This window comes from Azospirillum baldaniorum, assembly GCF_003119195.2.
GTDB classification, from domain to species: domain Bacteria; phylum Pseudomonadota; class Alphaproteobacteria; order Azospirillales; family Azospirillaceae; genus Azospirillum; species Azospirillum baldaniorum.
The window spans coordinates 196,256-216,599 of sequence record NZ_CP022255.1 but is presented as its reverse complement, the minus strand read 5'-3'; the positions used below and the strand labels follow the sequence as shown (position 1 = coordinate 216,599).

Sequence of the window (20,344 nt, the reverse complement as noted above, 5' to 3'; positions counted from 1 at the left end):
GTTCCTCCGCCGGTGGGAACATGGGATTCACCCCGGCGAGGAGACACACGATCAAAACAACGACGCCCGCCGCGGCGGAGCCGGGCGGGCGCGGGTAACGCATTGTCTCCTACAGATTGGATTATATTCCTCGTCTTGTAAAGCACTTTCTTGCCCCCTCCAGCAGATGCGTCGACGGCATCGCCCGAACGCCGTGGTCGCCGCCAACGGCGCGGTCCAGGTCCGGCGGTCGGGATCATCGATCCGCCGATGCTCGGGTGGGCGCTGGACGGGGCGCATCGGCATCGCCAAACTCTACGGAGGCGGGTTGAACGGACGAACCGACGAGGGGAAGAGGGGACGCCATGGCATTCGCCCACACTCTGGCCGGGACGCGGTACGGGTTTCCCGATCTGAAGACGCTGCTCGCCCGCGCCTCGCCGCCGCGCTCGGGCGACGCGCTGGCCGGGCTGATCGCTGCCAGCGCGGCGGAGCGGGTGGCCGCGCAGATGGCCCTGGCCGACCTGCCGCTGCGCCATTTCCTGACCGAGGCGGTCGTCCCCTACGAGGCGGACGAGGTGACCCGGCTGATCGTCGACGGCCATGACGGCGCCGCCTTCGCCCCGGTCGCCCACCTGACCGTCGGCGGCTTCCGCGACTGGCTGCTGTCGGAGGAGGCGGACGCGGCGGCCCTGACGGCGCTCGCCCCCGGCCTGACGCCGGAGATGGTCGCGGCGGTGTCGAAGATCATGCGCTTGCAGGACCTGATCGCCGTCGCCGCCAAGACCCGCGTCGTCACGCGCTTCCGCAACACCATCGGTCTGCCGGGGCGCCTCTCCACCCGCCTGCAGCCCAACCACCCGGTGGACGACCCGCACGGCATCGCGGCCAGCGTCCTCGACGGGCTGATGTACGGCAGCGGCGACGCGGTGATCGGCATCAACCCGGCCACCGACAGCGTGGAGGCGATGACCGCCCTGCTGGAGATGCTGGAGGAGCTTCGCCTGCGCACCGGCGCGCCGATCCAGTCCTGCGTGCTGGCCCATGTGACCACGGCGCTGCGGGCGATGGAGCGCGGGGCGCCGGTCGATCTGGTCTTCCAGTCCATCGCCGGGACGGAGGCCGCCAACCGCGCCTTCGGCGTCTCGCTGGCCCTGCTGGACGAGGCGTGGGAGGCCGGACGGGCGCTGAACCGCGGCACCGTCGGCGACAACCTGATGTATTTCGAGACCGGCCAGGGCAGCGAACTGTCGTCCGGCGCGCATGAGGGGGTGGACCAGCAGACGGTGGAGGCACGCTGCTACGCCGTCGCCCGCCGCTACCGGCCGCTTCTGGTCAACACGGTGGTCGGCTTCATCGGGCCGGAATACCTCTACGACGGCAAGCAGATCACCCGCGCCGGGCTGGAGGACCATTTCTGCGCCAAGCTGCTCGGCCTGCCGATGGGCTGCGACGTCTGCTACACCAATCATGCGGAGGCCGACCAGGACGACATGGACGCCCTGCTGACCCTGCTCGGCGTGGCCGGATGCACCTTCATCATGGGGGTGCCGGGGGCCGACGACATCATGCTGAACTACCAGAGCACCTCCTTCCACGACGCGCTCTATGTGCGTCAGGTGCTCGGCCGCCGCCCGGCGCCGGAGTTCGAAGCGTGGCAGCAGGCCGCCGGCATCGCCGATTCCACAGGGCGCTTGCGCTTCGACCCCGCCGCGTCCTGCCTTCTGCCCGCCTTGCCCCTGCCGGAGGAACAGCCATGACGGAGTCCGAACCGGTGCCCCTTCCCGCCCCGGCCCAGCCCGACCGCTGGGCGCATCTGCGCCGCCACACCGACGCGCGGATCGCGCTGGGCCACGCCGGGAGCGGCCTGCCCACCGCCGCCCATCTCGCCTTTCAGGCCGCCCACGCCCAGGCGCGCGACGCGGTGCACACGCCGCTCGACGCCGCGGCGCTGCTGGCCGCGCTGGAGGAGCGCGGCTGGCCGGCGGTCCCGGTGACCAGCGCGGCGCCCGACCGCGCCGCCTACCTGAAGCGCCCGGACCTCGGCCGGCAATTGTCAGAGGAGTCGCAGCGCCGCCTGTCGGAGCCGGTCCGCGCCCCCGACGTCGTGCTGGTGGTCGGCGACGGGCTGAGCGGCACCGCCGTGCAGGCCAACGCCGTCGCGGTGCTGGAAGCCCTGATCCCGAAACTCCAGGCGGCCGGGCTGCGGGTCGGGCCGGTGGTGGTGGCGGAGCAGGCGCGGGTGGCGCTGGGCGATCCGGTCGGCGCGCTGCTCCAGGCGCGGGCGAGCGTCGTCCTGATCGGCGAGCGGCCGGGACTGAGCGCCGCCGATTCATTGGGCCTCTATCTGACATGGGAACCGCGGCCCGGCCGGGTGGACAGCGAGCGCAACTGCATCTCAAACGTCCGAGTCGGCGGCCTCGCTCCCACCGCCGCCGCCGCCCAGGCGGCCGCCCTGCTCACCGCGATGTTCGCCCAGCGGCGGTCGGGTATTCTGCTCGACAGCGCGGCACCCGCCACCTCGCCGGCCCTGCCAAGCGACGGCGTTCCGTAACCGATCCGCATCGGTGCGGCGACGGAATGTTCGCATTCGTCTTAATCCCATTGCGACAAGCGGCGATGCCAAGCACAATCCCCCGGCAAAACAACCGGGGGCTCGGGGTGGCTGCGATGGGAAAGACGCGTGTGCTGGTGCTGGGCGGCGGGCTTGGGGGCGTGTCCGCCGCGCTGACTCTCACGGCGACCGAGGCGTTGCGCGAGAAGTTCGACGTGACGCTGGTCAGCCACGGCTGGCGGCTGGGCGGCAAGGGGGCCAGCGGCCGCAACGCCAAGCAGGGCCAGCGCATCGAGGAGCACGGGCTGCACATCTTCCTGGGCTTCTACGACAACGCCTTCCGGATGGTGCGCGGCGCCTACGCGGAGTGGGACGAGCCCGCCGACTACGCCTTCCAGACTTGGCAGGACGCCTTCCGCCCGCTGTATCAGGTGACGCTGATGCAGGACATCCCGCGCTTCGGCAAGACCCGCTGGCATTCCTGGAACCTCGATTTCCCCGAGCGCTCCGGCACCCCCGGCGACCCGCGATCGCTCGGCCCGAACGGCTTCGCCGCCTTCCTGATCGGCGCGCTGCAGAACCTGGTCGCCAAGCACGACCATCTGCCCGGCCACCTGACCGCGAAGCTCGGGCTGGACGCCCTTGAGAAGGCGCGGACCCACATCGAGGAGGCGGGCGACGGCGCCTTCGACCACGGGCTGATCGTCGATCTGCTCAAGATCGTCCAGAAGGGCTTCCAGGCGGTCCTGGAACCGCTGCTGAAGCTGTCGGACGAGGGCTGGGAGTTCGCCTGCTTCGCCGATTTCGGCCTCGCCTTCGCCATCGGCTGCTTCGCCGACGTGCTGCCCTACGGCAAGGACGGCTTCGACCGCATCAACGGCGAGGACTTCCGCGAGTGGCTGCAGAAGAACGGCATCTCCGACACCTTCGCGTGGTCGGCCCCGGTGCGCCTGCTCTACGACATGTGCTTCTCCTACAAGAACGGCGAAGCGACCGATGGACCGGAGAACGCGCGCTTCGCCGCCGGCGCCGCGGCGGAGATCCTTCTGCTGATGGGCTTCGCCTACAAGGGCGCGCCGCTGTGGAAGATGAACGCCGGCATGGGCGACACCGTCTTCACGCCCGCCTGGTTCGTGCTGAAGCAGCGCGGGGTGGACATCAAGCTGTTCCACCGCCTGACCAAGCTGGAAACCTCGGAAAACGGCGCCTGGGTGGAGCGGGTGCGCCTGAACCGGCAGGTCGATCTCGTCAACGGCGCCTATGACCCGTTCGTCAAGGTCGGCTACGGCGACGACGGGAAATGGCTCTACTGCTGGCCGTCCGAGCCGGACTGGAGCCAGATCGTCGATGGCGACAAGATCCGCGACGCCGGCATCAACCTGGAATCGGTGTTCTGCCACTGCACCGCCGGGGAATCGGTGCTGGAGGTCGGCAAGGATTTCGATCTCGTCGTCCTGGCCATGCCGCCCGCCGCGCTGGCCGACCCGGCGGCCGAGTTGATGGACGCCAATCTGCGCTTCAAGCAGATGGTCGAGGTCACCCCGGCGGTGCCGACCCAGGCGGTCCAGCTCTGGATGACGCCGAGCATCGAGGAAATGGGCTGGAAGGCCGGCCCGACTGCCATGACCAGCTATGTCGAGGAACTCGACAGCTGGGGCGAGATGAGCCACCTCATCCCCGCCGAATCCTGGCCGCCCGGCACCGTCAAGGCCGTGGAGTATTTCTGCGGCACCGCCCGCTGGCCGGCCGGCGCCCCGCCCTACGCCTGCGGCCTGCCGCAGCGGATGGCCGCGGACGTCCGCCGGGACGCCACGGAGTGGCTGAACGCCAACATCGGGGTGCTGTGGCCCAACACGGTCAAGGACGGCGTGTTCGATCAGAGCCAGGTCTACTCCTCCTACTACCGCTACAACCTCGACCCGTCGGAGCTCTACGTGCAGTGCTTCCCGGCGACCGTGGAGACCCGGCTGAAGCCGGGCGACAGCGGCTTCGTCAACGCCTTCCTGGCAGGGGACTGGACGCGGACCTGGTTCAGCGCGGGCAGCGCCGAGATCGCCGTCCTCTCCGGAAAGCAGGCCGCCGAGGCCATCGCCCGCCAGACCATCGACCTCACCCCGTCCGATTGAGAACCCTGATTCAATGCGCGTAATCGCAGCGTTTGCCGCGGCGGCCACTCTGGCCGCCGCGTTTCCGTCCCATGCCACCGACGTCTACACCTTCGAAGGATTCGGGGCCGTGTCCATGGGCATGGGCGGCACCGGGGCGGCGTCCGACATCGGCGCCGCCGCCATGATCTTCAACCCGGCGACCCTGACGCAGCGCTCTTCCTCCTACCTGGAGGGCGGGCTGGTGGTTGCCGCCCCGACCGGGCTGCGCGCCACCCAGACGCAAACCGGCGAGGTGGCGCACGGCAAGGACACCTTCCCCTTCCAGGGCTACTACATCCCCCAGGGCGGCTTCGTCTGGCGGCATGAGACTCTGGCCCTGGGGCTGGGCGCCTACGCCCAGGGCGGTTTCGGCACCGAGTACGGCGAGGGCAGCTTCATGGCCCGCCTGCCGTCCGGCGTCGACAGCGGGCTGCGCACCGGCAGCGAGGCGATGTTCATGCGCGTCCCGCTGGCCGCCGCCTGGGACGTGACGCCGAAGGTCACGGTGGCGGGCGCCATCGACTATGTGCGGGCAGGACTCGGCTTCCGGGTCCTTCAGGGGGCCGACCAGCTCGGCGCGCTCGCCGCCACCGGGCGACTGACTGGACAAGGGCCGATGCTGGGCGCGGCCAGCGCCATGGTCGGGATGGGCGGCGGCGTCTATTTCGACATCTTCGACCCGTCGATCGCCCGTGCCGGCGTGGAGGGCGACGGGGTCAGCGGCCGGCTCGGCCTGACCTGGAAGCCGCAGGCCGACACCACCATCGGCGCCTTCTACCAGTTCCGCACGGCGCTCAACAACCTGACCGGCGATGGCTCGGTGATCGTGCTGGCACCCGACGGGTCGCGGCTGACCCAACCCGCGAAATACACACTGGGCAATTTCCAGCTCCCCGCCGAGTTCGGCATCGGCATCAGCCACCGGCTGCGGCCCGACCTGACCGTCGCCTTCGACTACCGGCGGGCCTTCTGGGCGCAGGCGCTGCGCCAGTACAACATCCGCGTTGACGTGCCGGGCCTCGGCACGGTGTGGGAGACGCTGCCGCAACGCTACCGCGACATCAACATCTTTGCCATCGGCGGCGCCTATCGGGTGACCGACGCGCTGACCCTGCGCACCGGCTTCCGCTGGGCCGACAAAATCGCCCCGGCGGAGGACATCGTCTCGGTCATCCCGGTGGTCATCACCAAGCACGCCAGTTTCGGCATCGGCTACGCCTTCTCCGAAACGCTGCGGCTGGATGGTGCCTATTCCCACGGCTTCCAGGAGTGCGTGAGCAACAGCACGCCGCCCAACGGCTCCGCGGTCAATCCGGGCAAGTTCTGCAACGGCACCGACATCGTGGCGCTGAGCCTCAGCGCCTCGTTCTGACGGCCTTTCGTACCTGAAGAACGGGCGCCGGCCCTTTCCGGGGCCAGCGCCCTGACCCTCACTCCGCCTGCCAGACCACCCGGCCGGGGTTGGCGCGGAAGTCCATGTGGATCTGCATGGCGAAATCCACATGGACGGTGGCGCTGCCATCCGGCCCGGCCGCGAAGCCGAAGTCCGAGATGACCTGATGGCTGGCGTAGTCGGCCACCCGCAGCGTCCAGTCGCCCCGCATCGGCCACGCCCCGCGGAAGCGGTCGACGTGCATCGGGCAGTCGATCAGCGCCTGATAGCAGGCCCGTTCGCTGTCCGGGGCATCGCGGAACTGCTTCAGGTTGATGACCGGCACCGTGCCGGCCAGCAGAGATTCCACCGCCTTGACGGCGACCTCCACCCCCTCGACCAGACCGCCGGGGCGCAGCAGGGCCTTCAGCGCGTCGCCGAGGTCGGCGGCGAGATCCTCAAGGCTCTGCCACGCCGAACCGGGGGTCCACGGCCCGCCTTCCACCGTCAGCAGGGGAGCGAACACCCCCTCGCAGTCGGAGGACAAAGTGCGGAACAGCGTCGTCTCGCAGACGAAGCGCGGCGCCTCGGCCCCCTCCTCCGGCAGCGTGATGCGGCCGAGCGACTTGGCGAAGCCCCAGCCCTCCCGCCCGCAGACCAGCGGAATGGTCGCGTCCGGGAAGACGTAGGGCATCCACAGCACCAGCCGCGGCCACTGGCCGGGCCGATGCTCGATCAGCGGCAGCCACAGCGAGGCCTCCCGGTAGGGAATCCAGCCGAACGGCTCGGTGGGGCTGGTGCAGCGCCCCACCGACAGGAAGGTGCACAGCGCCACCGGACCGGCCACCGTGTAGCGCACCGCCCCGGCGGGCGCCGCGTTCAGCAGCTTGTCGACCAGCGCCTGGGTGTTCACCGGGTTGCTGCGCACGACGAAGGCGGTGGCGAGGCTGTCGGTGAAGACGCCGGGTGCGGCGATCGACACCTCGCCGTGCCCGGCGAAGGAGACGTAGCGGGGGGCGGTCACGACGGCGCCCCGTTCAGGAAGTTCTCACCGGAGATGAACAGCGGCGTCCCGGAGATGGCCCGCGCCGCCTGCATGCCGGACATCACCGTCGCCTCGATGCAGGAGGTGTTGAAGCCGGTGCGGACCCAGCAGCCGGCCAGGAACAGGTTGTAGAACCCGCTCGCGTCGGTGCGCAGCCGGAACTTGGTGGAACCGGCGGCGCTGCCCGGCAGCGTTTCGGTCGGATCGACGTTGGCGCGGATGATCTGGTGCGACAGCCGCTCCCGCCCGCTGCCGTTCCACGGGTCGTAGAGGACGTTCCAGTTGAAGCCGACGCCGCCCTGGCCGGAGATCGTCGCCTTCGGCCAGAAATTGCCCATGTAGGCGTCCAGCCACTCCGCCGCGCTGTTCGTCACAGTGTCCAGCGCCTCCTTCGGCACCGCGAGGTCGGTGGTCGGGCGGGCGACCAAGCCGGTCTGCCAGACGCCGCAGATGTAATGCACGGATTTCGGCGCTCCGGTCTCGCCGGGGCGGAACTCGTAGGGCAGCGTCTGCCCCATCTCCGCCCAGATCGACCAGGGCTCCGGCCCGGCGACGGCGGCCGGCTGGCCCGGCTCCCAGCCCAGCCCCTGAAGGTCGGGACCGCACCACAGCTGCATGGACAGCGTCGGGATGATGCCGATGTTGCTGGTCATCGCGTTGAAGGCCGGCGAGGCCGCCTGCAGCTCCGCCGCCAGGGTCGGCTGGTCGTTCATCGCCTTGAAGCCGCCCATGGAAATGCCGAGGACGGCGACGTCGAAGTCGCGGCCGCGCTGCAGCGTCTCGGTCCCGACCGGCTCCCACGCGCACCAGTGCGACTCCAGCGAGGAGTTGTTGGTGGCGAGCGCCGCCTGGACCTTGTCGGCGTCCTTGATCTGGTCCCACAGCGGTTCCAGCGGCCAGGCCAGCAGGAACTTCCTGTCCTCCAGCGGCACGGTGATCAGCGGCTGGTAGTCGTCCCCGCCGTCGGCCAGTTCGACCTGCCGGGCGAGGCGCACGGTCTCGACCAGCGCGCGGTCCTCGGACAGGCCGATGTCCTCGACGCGGCGGAAGAACTTCACCTTCACGCCGTTCTGGAGCAGGGTCTGGTAGATGGGCGCGATGATGACCTCGCCCATGCCCGCTTCCATGTTCCACATCACCGATTCACGGCAGGTGGCGAACATGCGCACGCAGGACTGCGCCGCGACGCCGGCGCCCCAGTTGGGCTGACGGTAATCGCCATCCTTGTACTGCATGAAGGTGTCGTAGCAGGTGCGCAGCGAGCAGCTCTGCTTCAGCGCCGCGGCGTCGCCGCCATGACGGATCAGCCAGTCGGTGAATTCCAGCTCGTCCAGCGAATCGGCGGTGCGCTTCTCGATCCCGAAATCGGCGATGATGCCGACGGTGAAGGGAAGCACGAAGGCCAGCAGGTCGCGGGCCACGTGGTTGCTGGGCAGGGTGGCCGCCGCGGCCTCGATCAGCCGCAGCAGCGTCATCAGGTCGTGGAAATGCTCGACCGGCGGAGCCGCCGAATCCGGCCCATTTTGCGCCCCGTCGGCCAGCGCCCGGATCAGCCGGTGGGCGGCGATGGCGGCGTCCTTCGCGGTGGTCACGGCGGCGCCCTTCACCAGCGCCTCGGCCTGCGCCAGATGGCGGACCTCGCGGTCCTTCCAGCCGCGGATCGCGTCGGCGAAGCGGGTGGCGAGCGGTGCGGGAAGGACCTGCTGGTCGGCCGGCAGGACGGGCATCGGCGCGACGGTGCGGCCGTCGATGTGGACCAGCTTGCCGTCGACGATCAGGCCGCTCAGCTCGTCCCAGTTCTCGAACACGTCGCGCACCACGCCGACCAGCGACGCGATGGCCTGCGGCAGGGTCGGCATGACGTTGGCCGAGCCCGGTTCGCCGCCCAGCACCGGCCAGGTCAGCGGCCAGTAGGCCGGCTTGCCGCCGTCCAGCACCATGCCGATGGGGGTGAAGCGCTGCGGCTTCAGCACGTCCCGCCAGGACTGGAAGGTGTTGTCCGGCGAGCGCTTCCAGACGTCGAAGACGTCCTGGAGCATCTTGAAGGCGTTGTTGTAGAAGCCGAACCAGACATGCAGGCCGTGCTCCTGGATGCGGTTCCACTGGTCGCGCCCGGTGGCGCCCTTGCCGCCCAGCCGCCAGCCCATCTGATAGATGGTGACGTCGTAGCGCGCCCGCTTCTCGTCCGTGTCGGACAGGAAATGCGCCGTGGTGAGGGCGCCGACGCCACCACCCAGAATTGCAACCCTCGTCTTCGCCATGCTCTCCCCCCGCAGATCCGGCATCTCCGTGACGGCGGCGCGGAATTCCGCGGCACTCGTCAGAAATTGCGGGGGAGATTAGCATAAATTGTCGTACCGCAATTGAACTATTACGCCGTTTCGCCGATGCTACAGGTCTATGACCCGTGCGATCGCAAAGCAAAAATCGTGCAAAACCCCGGCCGGCACGCCCTGCGCTTGCTCCACCGTGGCGCGACCTTCTATAACGGATACCGCAACCACGCGACATAAGGATGCTGCGTCGTGATCGGGGCCATCCCCACCGCAACCGTGCCGGCGTTACCGGGCTTCCGCGTTGTCGAGACGCTGCATGTGGGGGCGCGCTCCACCGTGCTGCGCGCCGTCCGGCGCGACGACGGCCTGCCCGTCATCTGCAAGCTCCTGTCCGGGGCGGACATCGGCGGCGAGGACAAGGCGGCGTTCCTGCGTGAATTCGCCATCGCCCGCCGGTTGCGCCACGCCGGGATCGTGGAGGCGCTGGACTGCGTTCCCCACGGCAACGGGCTGATGATGGTGTTCCGCGACATCGGCGGCGCCGCGCTGGACAGCCTTCCGGACGTGCGGGCGGAGGACGTCGCGGTCTTCCTGCGGATGGCGCTCCAGGCGGTCGACGCCCTGGCCGCCGTGCACGACGCCGGAGTCGTCCACAAGGACATCAGCCCCGGCAACCTGATCTGGAACCCGGCGACCGGCCAGTTCAACCTGATCGACTTCGGCATCGCGTCGGAACTGTCGCGGGAAGAGGCGGGCGACCCGGACGTCGGCACCATGGAGGGCACGCTCGCCTACATGGCGCCAGAGCAGACCGGCCGCATGAACCGGTCGGTGGATTACCGCGCCGACTTCTACGCGCTGGGCGCCACCTTCCACGACTTCCTGACCGGCCAGCCCCCCTTCCCGTCCGGCGACCCGCTGGAGCTGGTGCATTGCCACATCGCGCGGACGCCCGTGCCCGTGCACAAGCTCAACCCGCTGGTGCCCGAGCCGCTGGCCGCCATCGTGGCCCGGCTGATGGCGAAGAACCCGGAGGAGCGCTACCAGAGCACCTTCGGCCTGCGCGCCGACCTCGAACGCTGCCTGACCGAATGGCGCAGCCACGGCCGCATCCAGCCCTTCGCGCTGGCCGGCCGGGACGTCCGTCCGGTGCTGCGCATCCCGCAGAAGCTCTATGGCCGCACCGGCCAGTTCCGCGTCCTTCTCGACGCCTTCGGGCGCGCCGCCGCGGGCGGGTTCGAGGCCCTGTTGATCTCCGGCTATTCGGGTGTGGGCAAATCGGCGCTGGTGCGGGAACTGCACAAGCCGGTGATCGCCCGCCACGGCTTCTTCATCACCGGCAAGTTCGAGCCGCTGAAGCGCGACATCCCCTACGCGCCGGTGATCGAAGCCTTCAAGACCCTGGTGCGGCAGACCTTCGCCACCGGCCCGGAGTCGCTGGCGCTGTGGCGCGCGCGCCTTCTCGCCGCGCTCGGTCCCAATGGGCGGATCATCACCGACGTCATTCCCCACGTCGAACGGCTGATCGGCCCCCAGCCGCCGCTGCCGGAGCTGGGGCCGGTGGAGGCACACGAGCGCTTCATCTACGTCTTCCGCAATTTCGTCCGCGTCTTCGCCGGGGCGGGGCACCCGCTGGTGCTGTTCCTGGACGACCTGCAATGGGCCGACCTCGCCACGCTGAAACTTCTGGAGGGGCTGGCCGGCGATCCGGACCTCGGCCACTTCCTGCTGGTCGGCACCTGCCGCGACACCGAGGTCGATGCCGCCCACCCGCTGCGCCACACGATCCAGACCTTCGGCGAGCGCGGCGTTCCCGTCCGCGACGTCTCTCTCGGCGGGCTCGACGCCGACGCGGTGGTGGCCCTGCTGTCCGACACGCTGCACGCGGCCCCCGACGACGTGCGCCCTCTGGCCGAACGGCTGATCGCCAACACGCTGGGCAACCCCTTCTTCCTCGGGCAATTCCTGGAGTCGCTGGAGCAGAGCGGGCTGATCGCCTATGACGGCCTCGCCGGGGTGTGGAACTGGAACCTGGAGGCCATCGAGTCCCAGCGGATGGAACGGATGGTCGACGACGTCGTCACCTTCGTGGTCCGCCGCATCCGCGAGCTTCCCGCCGAGACGCTGACCGTCATCCAGACCGCCGCCTGCATCGGCAGCGCCTTCGATCTCGCCACCCTGGCCGACGCGAGCCGGCGGACCTCCGCCGCGACGGCGGCGGCGCTGTGGCCGGCCCTGCGCAGCGGGCTGGTGGTCCCGGTGGGCGACGCCTACCGCTACGCCGACATGGACAGCGTGTCGCCGCGCGCCACCTACCGCTTCGTCCACGACCGGGTGCAGCAGGCGGCCTACAGCATGCTGCCGGACGCCGACGCCCTGGCCTGCCATCTCGCCGTCGGCCTCGTGCTGGAACGCAGCCAGGGCCTGACGGGCGATCGGACGACCGATCGGCTGTTCGCGATCACCAACCAGCTGAACCGCGCCCTGCCCCTGCTGTCGCCGGAGCAGAAGGAGCGGCTGGCCCGTTACAACCTTCTGGCCGGGCAGGCGGCGCGCGCCTCGGCGGCGCTGGGGCCGGCCTTCGACTATCTCATCACCGGGGTCGGGCTGCTTCCCGCGGACGGTTGGTCGCGCCTGTACGAGCTGGCGCTCAGCCTGCACGCCGAAGCGGCGGAGATCGCGGCGGTGAACGGCGACGTCGCCGCGGCGACCCCGCTGGCCGAGGCCATCGAGGCCAACGCCCGCATCGTCCTCGACCGTGCCCTGGCCTACGAGACGCAGATCCAGATGCACGTGTCGCGGCAGAACCTGCCGGCGGCGCTCGATGCCTGCCGCACCGCCCTGGGCCAGCTCGGCAGTCCGATCCCCGAGCGGGCGGACACCCGGCACGTGCTCAAGGAACTCGCCACGACCAAGCTGGCGCTGCGCGGCAAGGGCGAGGAGGATCTCGTCAACCGCCCACCCCTCACCGACCCGCGCCTGCTGACGATCGGGCGCATCGTGTCGCGCGTGCTGGCCAGCGCCTATCTGCACGACACCAACCTCTACACGGTGCTGCTGCTGCGCATGGTCCGCCTGTCGGCGACCGAAGGAATCCTGCCGGCCTCCGGCATCACCTACGCCACCTACGGGCTGCTGCACTGCGCGATGCTCGGCGACGTTCCGGCGGGCGCCATGTACGGGCGGGTGGCGCTGCGCGTGCTCGACCGGCTGCACGCCAACCAGGGCCGCGCCCAGACGCTGTTCGTCGTCCATCTGTTCATCGAGGTGTGGCACCAGCCGGTGGCCAAATCACTGGCCGGCCTTCTCGACGCCCACCGGATCGGCCTGGAAACCGGCGACATCGAGTACGCCGCCTACTGCCTGAACAACGCCGTCGCCCAAGGGCTGTTTCTCGGCCATCCTCTGCGGCAGCTCCAGCAGACCGCGGCGGGTCACGCCGCCGCCATCGCGCGTCTGAACCAGCAGACCGCGGCCGGTGTCTTGCGGCCCCACCAGCAGCTCATCGCCAACCTGCTGGGCGAGTCCGAAGACCCCACCGTTTTCGCCGGACCCCACGTTACGGAGGCGAGCGACGTCCCAGCCCTGGCCGCCAGCGGCAACCGCCTTGCCCTGGACACGATGCACAGCCATCTGGCCTATCTGAACCTGCTGTTCGGCCGGATCGACGAGGCGCGGCGCTGCATGGCGAAGCGCCGTCCCTTCGCCGACGCCTCCATGGGCATGGTGATGAACCTGCGCATGCGGGTGGTCGCCGCCCTGATCGACTTCGCCGCCTGGGACCGCCTCCGCCCCGCCGAGCGGCTCCGCGCACGGGCCGCGTCGCTTGGGCTGGAGCGCCGGCTCCGCGGCGCGATCCGCCACGCGCCGACCAATTTCCGTCACCTGCTGGCGCTGGTGGTGGCCGAACGGTTGCGCGCCACCGGGCGGCTGGACAAGGCGCACCGTCATTACCAGACCGCCACGGAGAGCGCCCGCGAGCAGGGCTTCACCCACGACGAGGCCTTCGCCTGCGAGCGGGCCGGCGAGGCCGCGTTGGCGCGCGGCGACCGCTTCACGGCGAAGGCGATGCTGTTTCAGGCCCGTCACGCCTACCGGCGCTGGGACGCGCTGGCGAAAGTCCGGGCGCTGGACGCCCGGCTGGCCGAGCTGTTCGGCGAGACGGCGGCGGACCAGGGTCCCGTCGACGACGGCTTCCCGCCGCAGCGCCCGGTCACCGCCTCGTCGCGGCGGCGCTCCTCCTCCGGGTCCAGCTCCCACATGGTGGATGTGGAGACGGTGATCCGCACCTCGCAGGCGCTGGCGCAGGACATCCGCCTGGGCGACCTGCTGTGGACGCTGATGAAGCTGGTCATCACCAACGCCGGGGCGACGCGGGGCTGCCTGCTGCTGCCGACCGACGGCGCGTGGCGGATCGAGGCCGACGCCACGAGCGAGGGCGACGCCGCGGAGGTCCTGCAATCCCGCCCGCTCGACGACGCGGCGCCGGTCCTGGTGCGCGGCGTCGTCGATGCGGTCATCCAGACCGGGGAGCCGGTGGTTCTGGCCGACGCCGCGAACGACGGCGATTTCCAGTACGACGCCTACACGCGGATGGCGCAGCCGCGCTCCGTGCTGTGCCTGCCCTTGCGCAACCGCAACCAGATGGTCGGCATCCTCTATCTGGAGAACAACCTCGCCGCCGACATCTTCAGCCCGGAGCGGCTGGAGCTGCTCAACCTCCTGTCGGTGCAGATCGCCATCTCCATCGAGAACGCCCGCCTCTACGACGGGCTGGAGCGGCTGAACCGCACGCTGGAAGCCCAGGTGGCCGAGCGGACGCGCGAGGTGGCCGAGCAGTCGCAGCTGCTGCGCGCCACGCTGGCCAGCATGTACGACGGCCTGGCGGCCTTCGACGCCGAGGAACGGCTGCGCGTCTGGAACGAGCGCGCCATGGCCCTCTTCCAACTGCCGGACACGCTGCGCCGGGTCGGCGTTCCGTATCGGGAGCTGAGCGCCGCGGTGAACGCCTCGGGGCAGCTTCTGACGGCGCTGGTGCCCTCGCCCCTGGTCAGCAGCCCCAGCGAGATCGAGTTCGCCGACGGCCGGGTCATCCAGGTCCGCAGCAATCCCATGCCGGACGGCGGCATGGTGCAGGTCTATGTGGACGTGACGGTGGACCGCAGCCGCGAAAGCGAGCTGCGCGACGCCCACGAGCAGCTCCACGCCGCCCATGCCCAGCTCAAGGCCGCCCAGCAGCAGCTCGTCCAGGCGGAGAAGATGGCCTCGCTGGGGCAGCTCGTCGCCGGGGTGGCGCACGAGATCAACACGCCCATCGGCATCGTGATGACCAGCGCCTCCTATCTCGGCGAGAAGATCAGCGCGCTCGAAACGCTGTCCGACACCGGCAAGATGCGCCGGGCCGACTTCCAGGACTTCATGCAGGCCGCGCGCGACGCCGCCACGCTGATGATCAGCAACGCCACCCGCGCCGCCGATCTGGTGCAGAGCTTCAAGCAGGTCGCCTCCGACCAGACGCGCAGCGACCGCCGCCGGTTCGACCTGCGCGGCTATCTGGAGGAGGTTCTGGTCAGCCTGCGCCCGACCTGGCACCGCCCGGGCCACGAGGTGAGTCTGGAGTGCCCCAAGGGCATCGAGCTGGACAGCTACCCCGGCGTGATCGCGCAGATCGTGACGAATCTCATCACCAACTCGGTCAACCACGCCTACCGGGAGGGCGAGAAGGGCCGGATCGCCATCACGGCGCAGACGCTGGAGAACGACGGGGTGCGGCTGGTCTACCGGGACGACGGCTGCGGCATCCCGGCGGAGAACCACGGCAAGGTGTTCGAGCCCTTCTTCACGACGCGGCGGGGCACCGGCTCGACCGGGCTCGGCCTGCACATCGTCTTCAACCTGATCACCGGCCAGCTCGGCGGCACCATCCAGTTGGACAGCCAGCCCGGCGAGGGGACGCGATTCACCGTCGAGTTCCCCTGCCGTGCCCCCGGAAAAACGCCGCCGAGCTGAGATGGCGAGCGGTTACTCCGTCTCGGGGTGGCGCTTCTCGAACTCCCAGACGCGCTCGAAGCCCATCAGGCGGGTGAAGTCGGGGAAGGGGTAAAGCTCTCCCCGATACTCGGCGCTCGATCCCTTGGCGAGGATTTCGCCGTAGGCGCTGCGCAGCGCCGCGGCCATCGCCAGGAAGCCGGTCGCCGGGAAAATGGCGATGCGGTAGCCGAGCGATTCCAGCTGCGCCCCGGTCATCACCGGCGTGCGCCCGCCCTCCACCATGTTGGCGATCAGCGGCTTGCCGATGGTCCGGCAGATCCGTTCCATCTCCGCCTCGCTCTCCGGGCTTTCCACGAAGATGATGTCGGCGCCGGCCTCGGCATAGGCGTCGGCGCGGCGCAGCGCCTCGTCGAGGCCGAGCGTCGTCCGGGCGTCGGTGCGGGCGATGATCAGGAAGTCGCTCGATGACCGCGCCTCGCAGGCGACGCGGATCTTGCGCACCATGTCGGCCATGGGAATGACCCGGCGGCCCGGCGTGTGGCCGCACTTCTTCGGGAATTCCTGGTCTTCGAGCTGGATGGCCGCGGCACCGGCCTCCTCGTAGCCGCGGATGGTGAAATCGACGTTGAGCAGCCCGCCATAGCCGGTGTCGCCGTCGGCGACCAGCGGTGTCGATGTGCCGCGCGCGATGGCCCGCACCCGGCCGACCATATCGCTGAAGGTGGCGAGCCCGGCGTCCGGCAGGCCGAGATGGCTGGCGACGGTGCCGTAGCCGGTCATGTACAGCGTGTCGAACCCCATGCCGTCCGCCACCTTGGCCGAGATCATGTCGAACACGCCGGGGGCCGAGATCAGGCCCGGCTGCGACAGGCGCTGTTTGAGGGACCGGGGCTTGAGGGATGTGGTCATGTCGTTGGAATCTCCGGATGTCTTCACGAGGCCCGCCGGTGCATGCGCCGGTCGATGTGCAGCAGGCCGGCGCTGATGAGCACGGCGGTGGTGGCAAGGATCAGCACCACGGCCATCATGGTGCGCACGTCGTGCCCGCCGATGGCGTTCATGACGAGGTAGCCGAGGCCGCGCTGCGAGGCGAACATCTCGCCGATCAGCACGCCCAGCAGGGTCAGCGAGAAGCCCACCCGCAGGCCGGACACCAGTTCCGGCAAGGCGGCGGGCAGAATGATGGTGGAGACGAGCTGGGGCGGCGACAGGCGCATCACCCGCGCGCTGCGCAGCATCACCGGCGGGATGGTGCGGACCGCGTTCATCGTGAAGATGATCACCGGAATGATGCCGTGGATCGTCCCGAAGGCCACCTTGGCCGACAGGCCCAGCCCGAAGGCGAGCAGGATCACCGGATAGAGCGTGATCTTGGGCAGCGAGTAGAGCGACACCAGGATCGGCTCCGCCACCTCCCCGGCCAGCCGGTTGATGCCCAGCGCGATGCCGATGGTCAGCCCGCCGAGCACCGCCAGCAGCAGCGAATAGAGCAGCGCCACGCCGGTCTCCGCGACGTGCGGCCAGAAGGTGGCGGAGCCCAGCAGTTCCACCGCGCGGGCCAGCGTGTCGGCGGGCGAGGTCAGGGCAACGCTGCCGACGATCCAGTGCAGGACCTGCCACAGGGCCACCAGCGCGACGATGACGAGGAGCGTATCGGTCTTTCCGTGCATGGCCGTCAGCGCCTCCGCCGCTGCATGATCCGGCGCTCCCAGGTGAAGAGCACCGCGTTGAGCACCGTCACCAGGACGATGATGAACAGCATCAGCGCGTACATCCGCGCATTGTCGAAGTTGTTGAAGGCATAGGCGATGCTGTAGCCGATGCCCGAGGAGGACATGATGAACTCCGCCGCGATGACGCCGATGAAGCAGTAGGCGATGGCCAACTTCGCCCCGGTGAACAGGAAGGGCGCCGCGCTGGGCAGCTTGACCATCAGCGCCGTGCGCACCGGGTCCATGCCGTGGACGCGCGCGGTCTTCAGCAGAACGCGGGGAATCCGGTCCAGCCCGTTCAGCGTGTTGATCAGCATCGCCACCACGCCGAACAGCGTGCCGATCACCACGATGGGCGCCGCCCCCAGCCCGAAGATGACGATCAGCACCGGGTAGAAAACGAAGAACGGCACCGCGTAGTAGGTCGCCAGGAAGGGATCGAGCGCCCGGCGCACCCGCGGCATGGCGTGGATCGCCACGCCGGCGACGAAGCCGAGCAGGATCGAGGCGATCACCGCCATCGCGACGTTGCCCAGCGTCTCGCCGATGTCGGCGCTGGCCGCCCCCGAGGCGAGAAGGCGGTAGAGATCGCCGGCCATGACGCTGGGCGCCGGCAGCACCGTCTTGGCGATGACGCCGGCCCGGCACAGAACCTCCAGCAGCAGGACGGCGCCGGTCACCACGATCAGCCGGAGCCAGCCCGCCCAGCTCATGACCCACCCCCGGCGAGGCCGGCCGCCTTCAGGCTCTCCTCGCGCAGCAGGCGCCACAGCCGGGCGGTGATCTGGCCGAAGCCGTCCTCGCTGGCGATGCGGGAATCGCGCTCGCGCGGCCAGCCCGTCTCGATCTCCTCGATGATCCGTCCGGGCCGGGACGACATGACGCCGATGCGGTCCGACAGCATGGCCGCCTCGTCCAGCGCGTGGGTGATCAGCATCACCGTGGCGCCGGTCTCGCGCCACAGCTTCAGCAGCTCGTCGCCCATGATCAGGCGGGTCTGGGCGTCGAGCGCGCCGAACGGCTCGTCCAGCAGAATCAGGCGCGGGCGCATCACCAGCGTGCGGGCGATGCAGACGCGCTGGCGCATGCCGCCGGACAGCTGCACCGGATAGGCCTTGGCGAAGTCCTTCAGCCCGACGAAGCCGACGGCGTAGGTGACCCGCCGTTCGATTTCCGCCGGATCGACGCCCGCCCGGCGCAGGCCGAAGGCGATGTTGTCCCACACGGTCAGCCAGGGGAAGGTAGCGTCCTCCTGGAACACCACCCCGACGCCGTCCGGGACCTTGCCGGCCACCGGCTTGCCTTCGAAGCTGACCGACCCCTCGGTCGGCACGGACAGGCCGGACAGCACGTCAAGCAGCGTGGACTTGCCGCAGCCCGACGGCCCGACGACGGAGAAGAACTCCCCCTGCCGCAAGGTCAGGTCGACGGGGCCCAGCGCGTGCACCCCGCCGTGTCCGGGAACGCCGTAGATGCGGCTCACCCCCTTCAGTTCGGCGTGGACGGCCGGAGCGGGGTTAGCCCCCGCCTCCTCGTGCAGGTCGCGCTTGGCGGCGACGTTCGCTTTCATCGGGGGCTTCCTCCCGGTCATCGTGATGCGTCAGGCGGATGTTCTTCAGAGCGGTTATTTCAGAAACGAGGCGTCAGAGTGCTTCGACCAGTCGACCTCGCCCTTGACCTCGCCGATGATCTGCAACCCCTTGATCAGGTTGTTCATCCCGTCATACTCGAAGTCGCCGGCGCTCCAGTACTTGATCGTCGCCAGATTCTTCAGCGCCTGCAGCGCCACCGCCTCGTCGATGTCGTAGTATTTGGTCATGATCTTGGCGGTCTCTTCGGGATTGGCGTAGACGAAGTCCACCCCTTTGCGCCGCGCCTCGATCAGCTTCCTCAGCTTGTCGCCGTTCTTCGCGGCGAAGTCCGAGGTGGTGACGCCCACGGTCTGCACCATGGTCGGCAGCTCGGTTTCGACCGCGAAGACCATGCGGTACTTGTTCTGCACGCGCGCCCAGATCGGGTCCATCACCGGGGCGGCGGCCACCGCGCCCTGTTCCAGCATGGTCAGGCCGCCGCCGATGCCGCCCGCCGACACGCCGTCCACGGTGATGCCGTGCTTGTCCTTCACCATGGTCAGCAGCATGTCGGTGACCGACTTCGGGCTGGTGAAGGCGACCTTCTTGCCGTCCAGGTCCTTGGCGGTCTTGACCGGGGAGTCCGGCTTGGTCACCCACAGGATCTCGCCCGCGGTGCGGACGCCGGTGTGGATGATCTTCACGTCCAGACCCTGGTTGATGGCGGCCACCGCCGCCGACAGGGCGACCTCGCCGTAGGGCATCGGCGCCGCCATGACGTTGCGCATGGTCGTGCCGCCGCCCTTGGAGGTCAGGACGCCGGTGATGTCCAGCCCCTGCTCCTTGTAATAGCCCTTCTCCATGGCGACGGCGTAGGGCGCGCCGTACATCAGGACGCCCCAGTGGGTGACCGTGATCTCCTCGGCCTGCGCCGGGACCAGGGTGGCGAGCGCCACCCCCATGGCCGCCGCCCCCAAAGCCGCCTTCCGCTTCATCGTGGTCATGAACGACATCGCTGTTCCTCCCAATTGCCGCTGGCCTTTCCGGCCATGCGCGTTGACCCGGACCCGTCAGGCGGTGGGCAGGGCGTGAATCCACGGGCGCTGCGCCCGGTCGCGCGCCTCGAACGCCGCCATGGCGGCGTCGTGGCGCAGGCTGGCCCCAATCTCGTCGAGCCCCTCCAGAAGCGCCTGCCGCCGCGCCGCCTCCATCGTGAAGGGGAACTCCCGTCCGTCCGGGGCGGTGACGCGGCTGGCCTTGATGTCCACCGTCGTGGTGGCGGCCGGCGTTGCCTGCGCACAAGCGACGAGATGGGCGAGCGCCGCCTCGTCCAGAGTCACCGCGGCCAAACCGTTCTTCTGGCAGTTCTCGTGGAAGATGCTGGCGAAGCTCGGCGCGATCACGCAGCGGATGCCGAAGTCCATCAGGCTCCACACCGCGTGTTCGCGCGACGAGCCGCAGCCGAAATTCTCGCCGGCCAGCAGGATCTTGGCCTCCCGCCAGGGCGCCTGGTTGAGGACGAAGTCCGGCCGTTCCCGACCGTCGTCGTCGAACCGCCATTCGGAGAAGAGGCCGGCGCCCAGCCCGCTGCGGTGGATGGTCAGCAGATGCGCCTTGGGGATGATCGCGTCGGTGTCGACGTTGGCCCGCGGCAGCGGCGCGGCAATCCCGGTGATGCGATTGACGGGTTCCGGCAT

General features: G+C 69.6%; 13 protein-coding genes. 5 read left to right on the top strand and 8 right to left on the bottom strand.

Annotated elements, in window-relative coordinates; genetic code table 11:
- The first annotated feature begins 344 nt into the window (after positions 1–344).
- From Sp245p_RS23345 to Sp245p_RS23330, 4 genes are all read left to right on the top strand, one after another.
- Complete coding sequence (locus tag Sp245p_RS23345) at positions 345–1,739, top strand: ethanolamine ammonia-lyase subunit EutB (protein ID WP_014199167.1); 1,395 nt, start codon at positions 345–347, stop codon at positions 1,737–1,739.
- Positions 1,736–2,533, top strand: coding sequence for an ethanolamine ammonia-lyase subunit EutC (eutC, locus tag Sp245p_RS23340; RefSeq protein ID WP_014199168.1), 798 nt, complete (start codon positions 1,736–1,738; stop codon positions 2,531–2,533). Before Sp245p_RS23345 ends, eutC begins: the two co-directional genes overlap by 4 nt.
- 116 nt (positions 2,534–2,649) lie before the next feature.
- Positions 2,650–4,659, top strand: a complete 2,010-nt coding sequence (locus tag Sp245p_RS23335; RefSeq protein WP_158310451.1) for an NAD(P)-binding protein — start codon at positions 2,650–2,652, stop codon at positions 4,657–4,659.
- A gap of 13 nt (positions 4,660–4,672) precedes the next feature.
- On the top strand, positions 4,673–6,052 hold the full coding sequence (locus Sp245p_RS23330) for an OmpP1/FadL family transporter (RefSeq protein ID WP_014199170.1): 1,380 nt from the start codon (positions 4,673–4,675) through the stop codon (positions 6,050–6,052).
- Positions 6,053–6,110: 58 nt separating this feature from the next.
- Here the strand turns inward: Sp245p_RS23330 and Sp245p_RS23325 are convergent, their stop codons facing one another.
- Positions 6,111–7,076: an acetoacetate decarboxylase family protein gene (locus tag Sp245p_RS23325; protein WP_014199171.1), complete on the bottom strand. Its 966-nt coding sequence runs from the start codon at positions 7,074–7,076 to the stop codon at positions 6,111–6,113.
- On the bottom strand, positions 7,073–9,358 hold the full coding sequence (locus Sp245p_RS35870) for an NAD(P)-binding protein (RefSeq protein WP_211101770.1): 2,286 nt from the start codon (positions 9,356–9,358) through the stop codon (positions 7,073–7,075). Before Sp245p_RS35870 ends, Sp245p_RS23325 begins: the two co-directional genes overlap by 4 nt.
- A gap of 264 nt (positions 9,359–9,622) precedes the next feature.
- Here Sp245p_RS35870 and Sp245p_RS23315 point away from each other — a divergent pair, with 264 nt between their 5' ends.
- Complete coding sequence (locus Sp245p_RS23315; RefSeq protein WP_109138933.1) at positions 9,623–15,382, top strand: trifunctional serine/threonine-protein kinase/ATP-binding protein/sensor histidine kinase; 5,760 nt, start codon at positions 9,623–9,625, stop codon at positions 15,380–15,382.
- 12 nt (positions 15,383–15,394) lie between these two features.
- Here Sp245p_RS23315 and Sp245p_RS23310 read toward each other — a convergent pair whose 3' ends face one another.
- The 6 genes from Sp245p_RS23310 to leuD are packed head-to-tail and all read right to left on the bottom strand — an operon-like array spanning position 15,395 to position 20,344.
- A complete protein-coding gene (locus Sp245p_RS23310; protein WP_041813837.1) occupies positions 15,395–16,273 on the bottom strand; it encodes an isocitrate lyase/PEP mutase family protein in 879 nt (292 codons plus the stop codon).
- A gap of 23 nt (positions 16,274–16,296) precedes the next feature.
- Entirely contained in the window at positions 16,297–17,034 is a 738-nt protein-coding gene (locus tag Sp245p_RS23305; protein WP_014199176.1) for an ABC transporter permease, read from the bottom strand.
- A 5-nt stretch (positions 17,035–17,039) separates the two neighbouring features.
- Positions 17,040–17,789 carry an ABC transporter permease gene (locus Sp245p_RS23300; protein WP_014199177.1) on the bottom strand — a complete coding sequence of 250 codons (750 nt, stop codon included), beginning with the start codon at positions 17,787–17,789 and terminating at the stop codon, positions 17,040–17,042.
- Positions 17,786–18,646: an ABC transporter ATP-binding protein gene (locus Sp245p_RS23295; protein ID WP_014199178.1), complete on the bottom strand. Its 861-nt coding sequence runs from the start codon at positions 18,644–18,646 to the stop codon at positions 17,786–17,788. The genes Sp245p_RS23300 and Sp245p_RS23295 overlap by 4 nt, the downstream gene beginning before the upstream one ends.
- Positions 18,647–18,700: 54 nt before the next feature.
- On the bottom strand, positions 18,701–19,660 hold the full coding sequence (locus Sp245p_RS23290; RefSeq protein ID WP_014199179.1) for an ABC transporter substrate-binding protein: 960 nt from the start codon (positions 19,658–19,660) through the stop codon (positions 18,701–18,703).
- 57 nt (positions 19,661–19,717) lie between these two features.
- Positions 19,718–20,344: a 3-isopropylmalate dehydratase small subunit gene (leuD, locus tag Sp245p_RS23285; protein WP_014199180.1), complete on the bottom strand. Its 627-nt coding sequence runs from the start codon at positions 20,342–20,344 to the stop codon at positions 19,718–19,720.

Coding starts and splice junctions, on each gene's coding strand:
- Sp245p_RS23345 (WP_014199167.1), top strand. CDS start 345: ATGGCATTCGCCCACACTCTGGCCGGGACGCGGTACGGGTTTCCCGAT.
- eutC (WP_014199168.1), top strand. CDS start 1,736: ATGACGGAGTCCGAACCGGTGCCCCTTCCCGCCCCGGCCCAGCCCGAC.
- Sp245p_RS23335 (WP_158310451.1), top strand. CDS start 2,650: ATGGGAAAGACGCGTGTGCTGGTGCTGGGCGGCGGGCTTGGGGGCGTG.
- Sp245p_RS23330 (WP_014199170.1), top strand. CDS start 4,673: ATGCGCGTAATCGCAGCGTTTGCCGCGGCGGCCACTCTGGCCGCCGCG.
- Sp245p_RS35870 (WP_211101770.1), bottom strand. CDS start 9,358: ATGGCGAAGACGAGGGTTGCAATTCTGGGTGGTGGCGTCGGCGCCCTC.
- Sp245p_RS23310 (WP_041813837.1), bottom strand. CDS start 16,273: ATGACCACATCCCTCAAGCCCCGGTCCCTCAAACAGCGCCTGTCGCAG.
- Sp245p_RS23305 (WP_014199176.1), bottom strand. CDS start 17,034: ATGCACGGAAAGACCGATACGCTCCTCGTCATCGTCGCGCTGGTGGCC.
- Sp245p_RS23300 (WP_014199177.1), bottom strand. CDS start 17,789: ATGAGCTGGGCGGGCTGGCTCCGGCTGATCGTGGTGACCGGCGCCGTC.
- Sp245p_RS23295 (WP_014199178.1), bottom strand. CDS start 18,646: ATGAAAGCGAACGTCGCCGCCAAGCGCGACCTGCACGAGGAGGCGGGG.
- Sp245p_RS23290 (WP_014199179.1), bottom strand. CDS start 19,660: ATGTCGTTCATGACCACGATGAAGCGGAAGGCGGCTTTGGGGGCGGCG.
- leuD (WP_014199180.1), bottom strand. CDS start 20,344: ATGCCGGAACCCGTCAATCGCATCACCGGGATTGCCGCGCCGCTGCCG.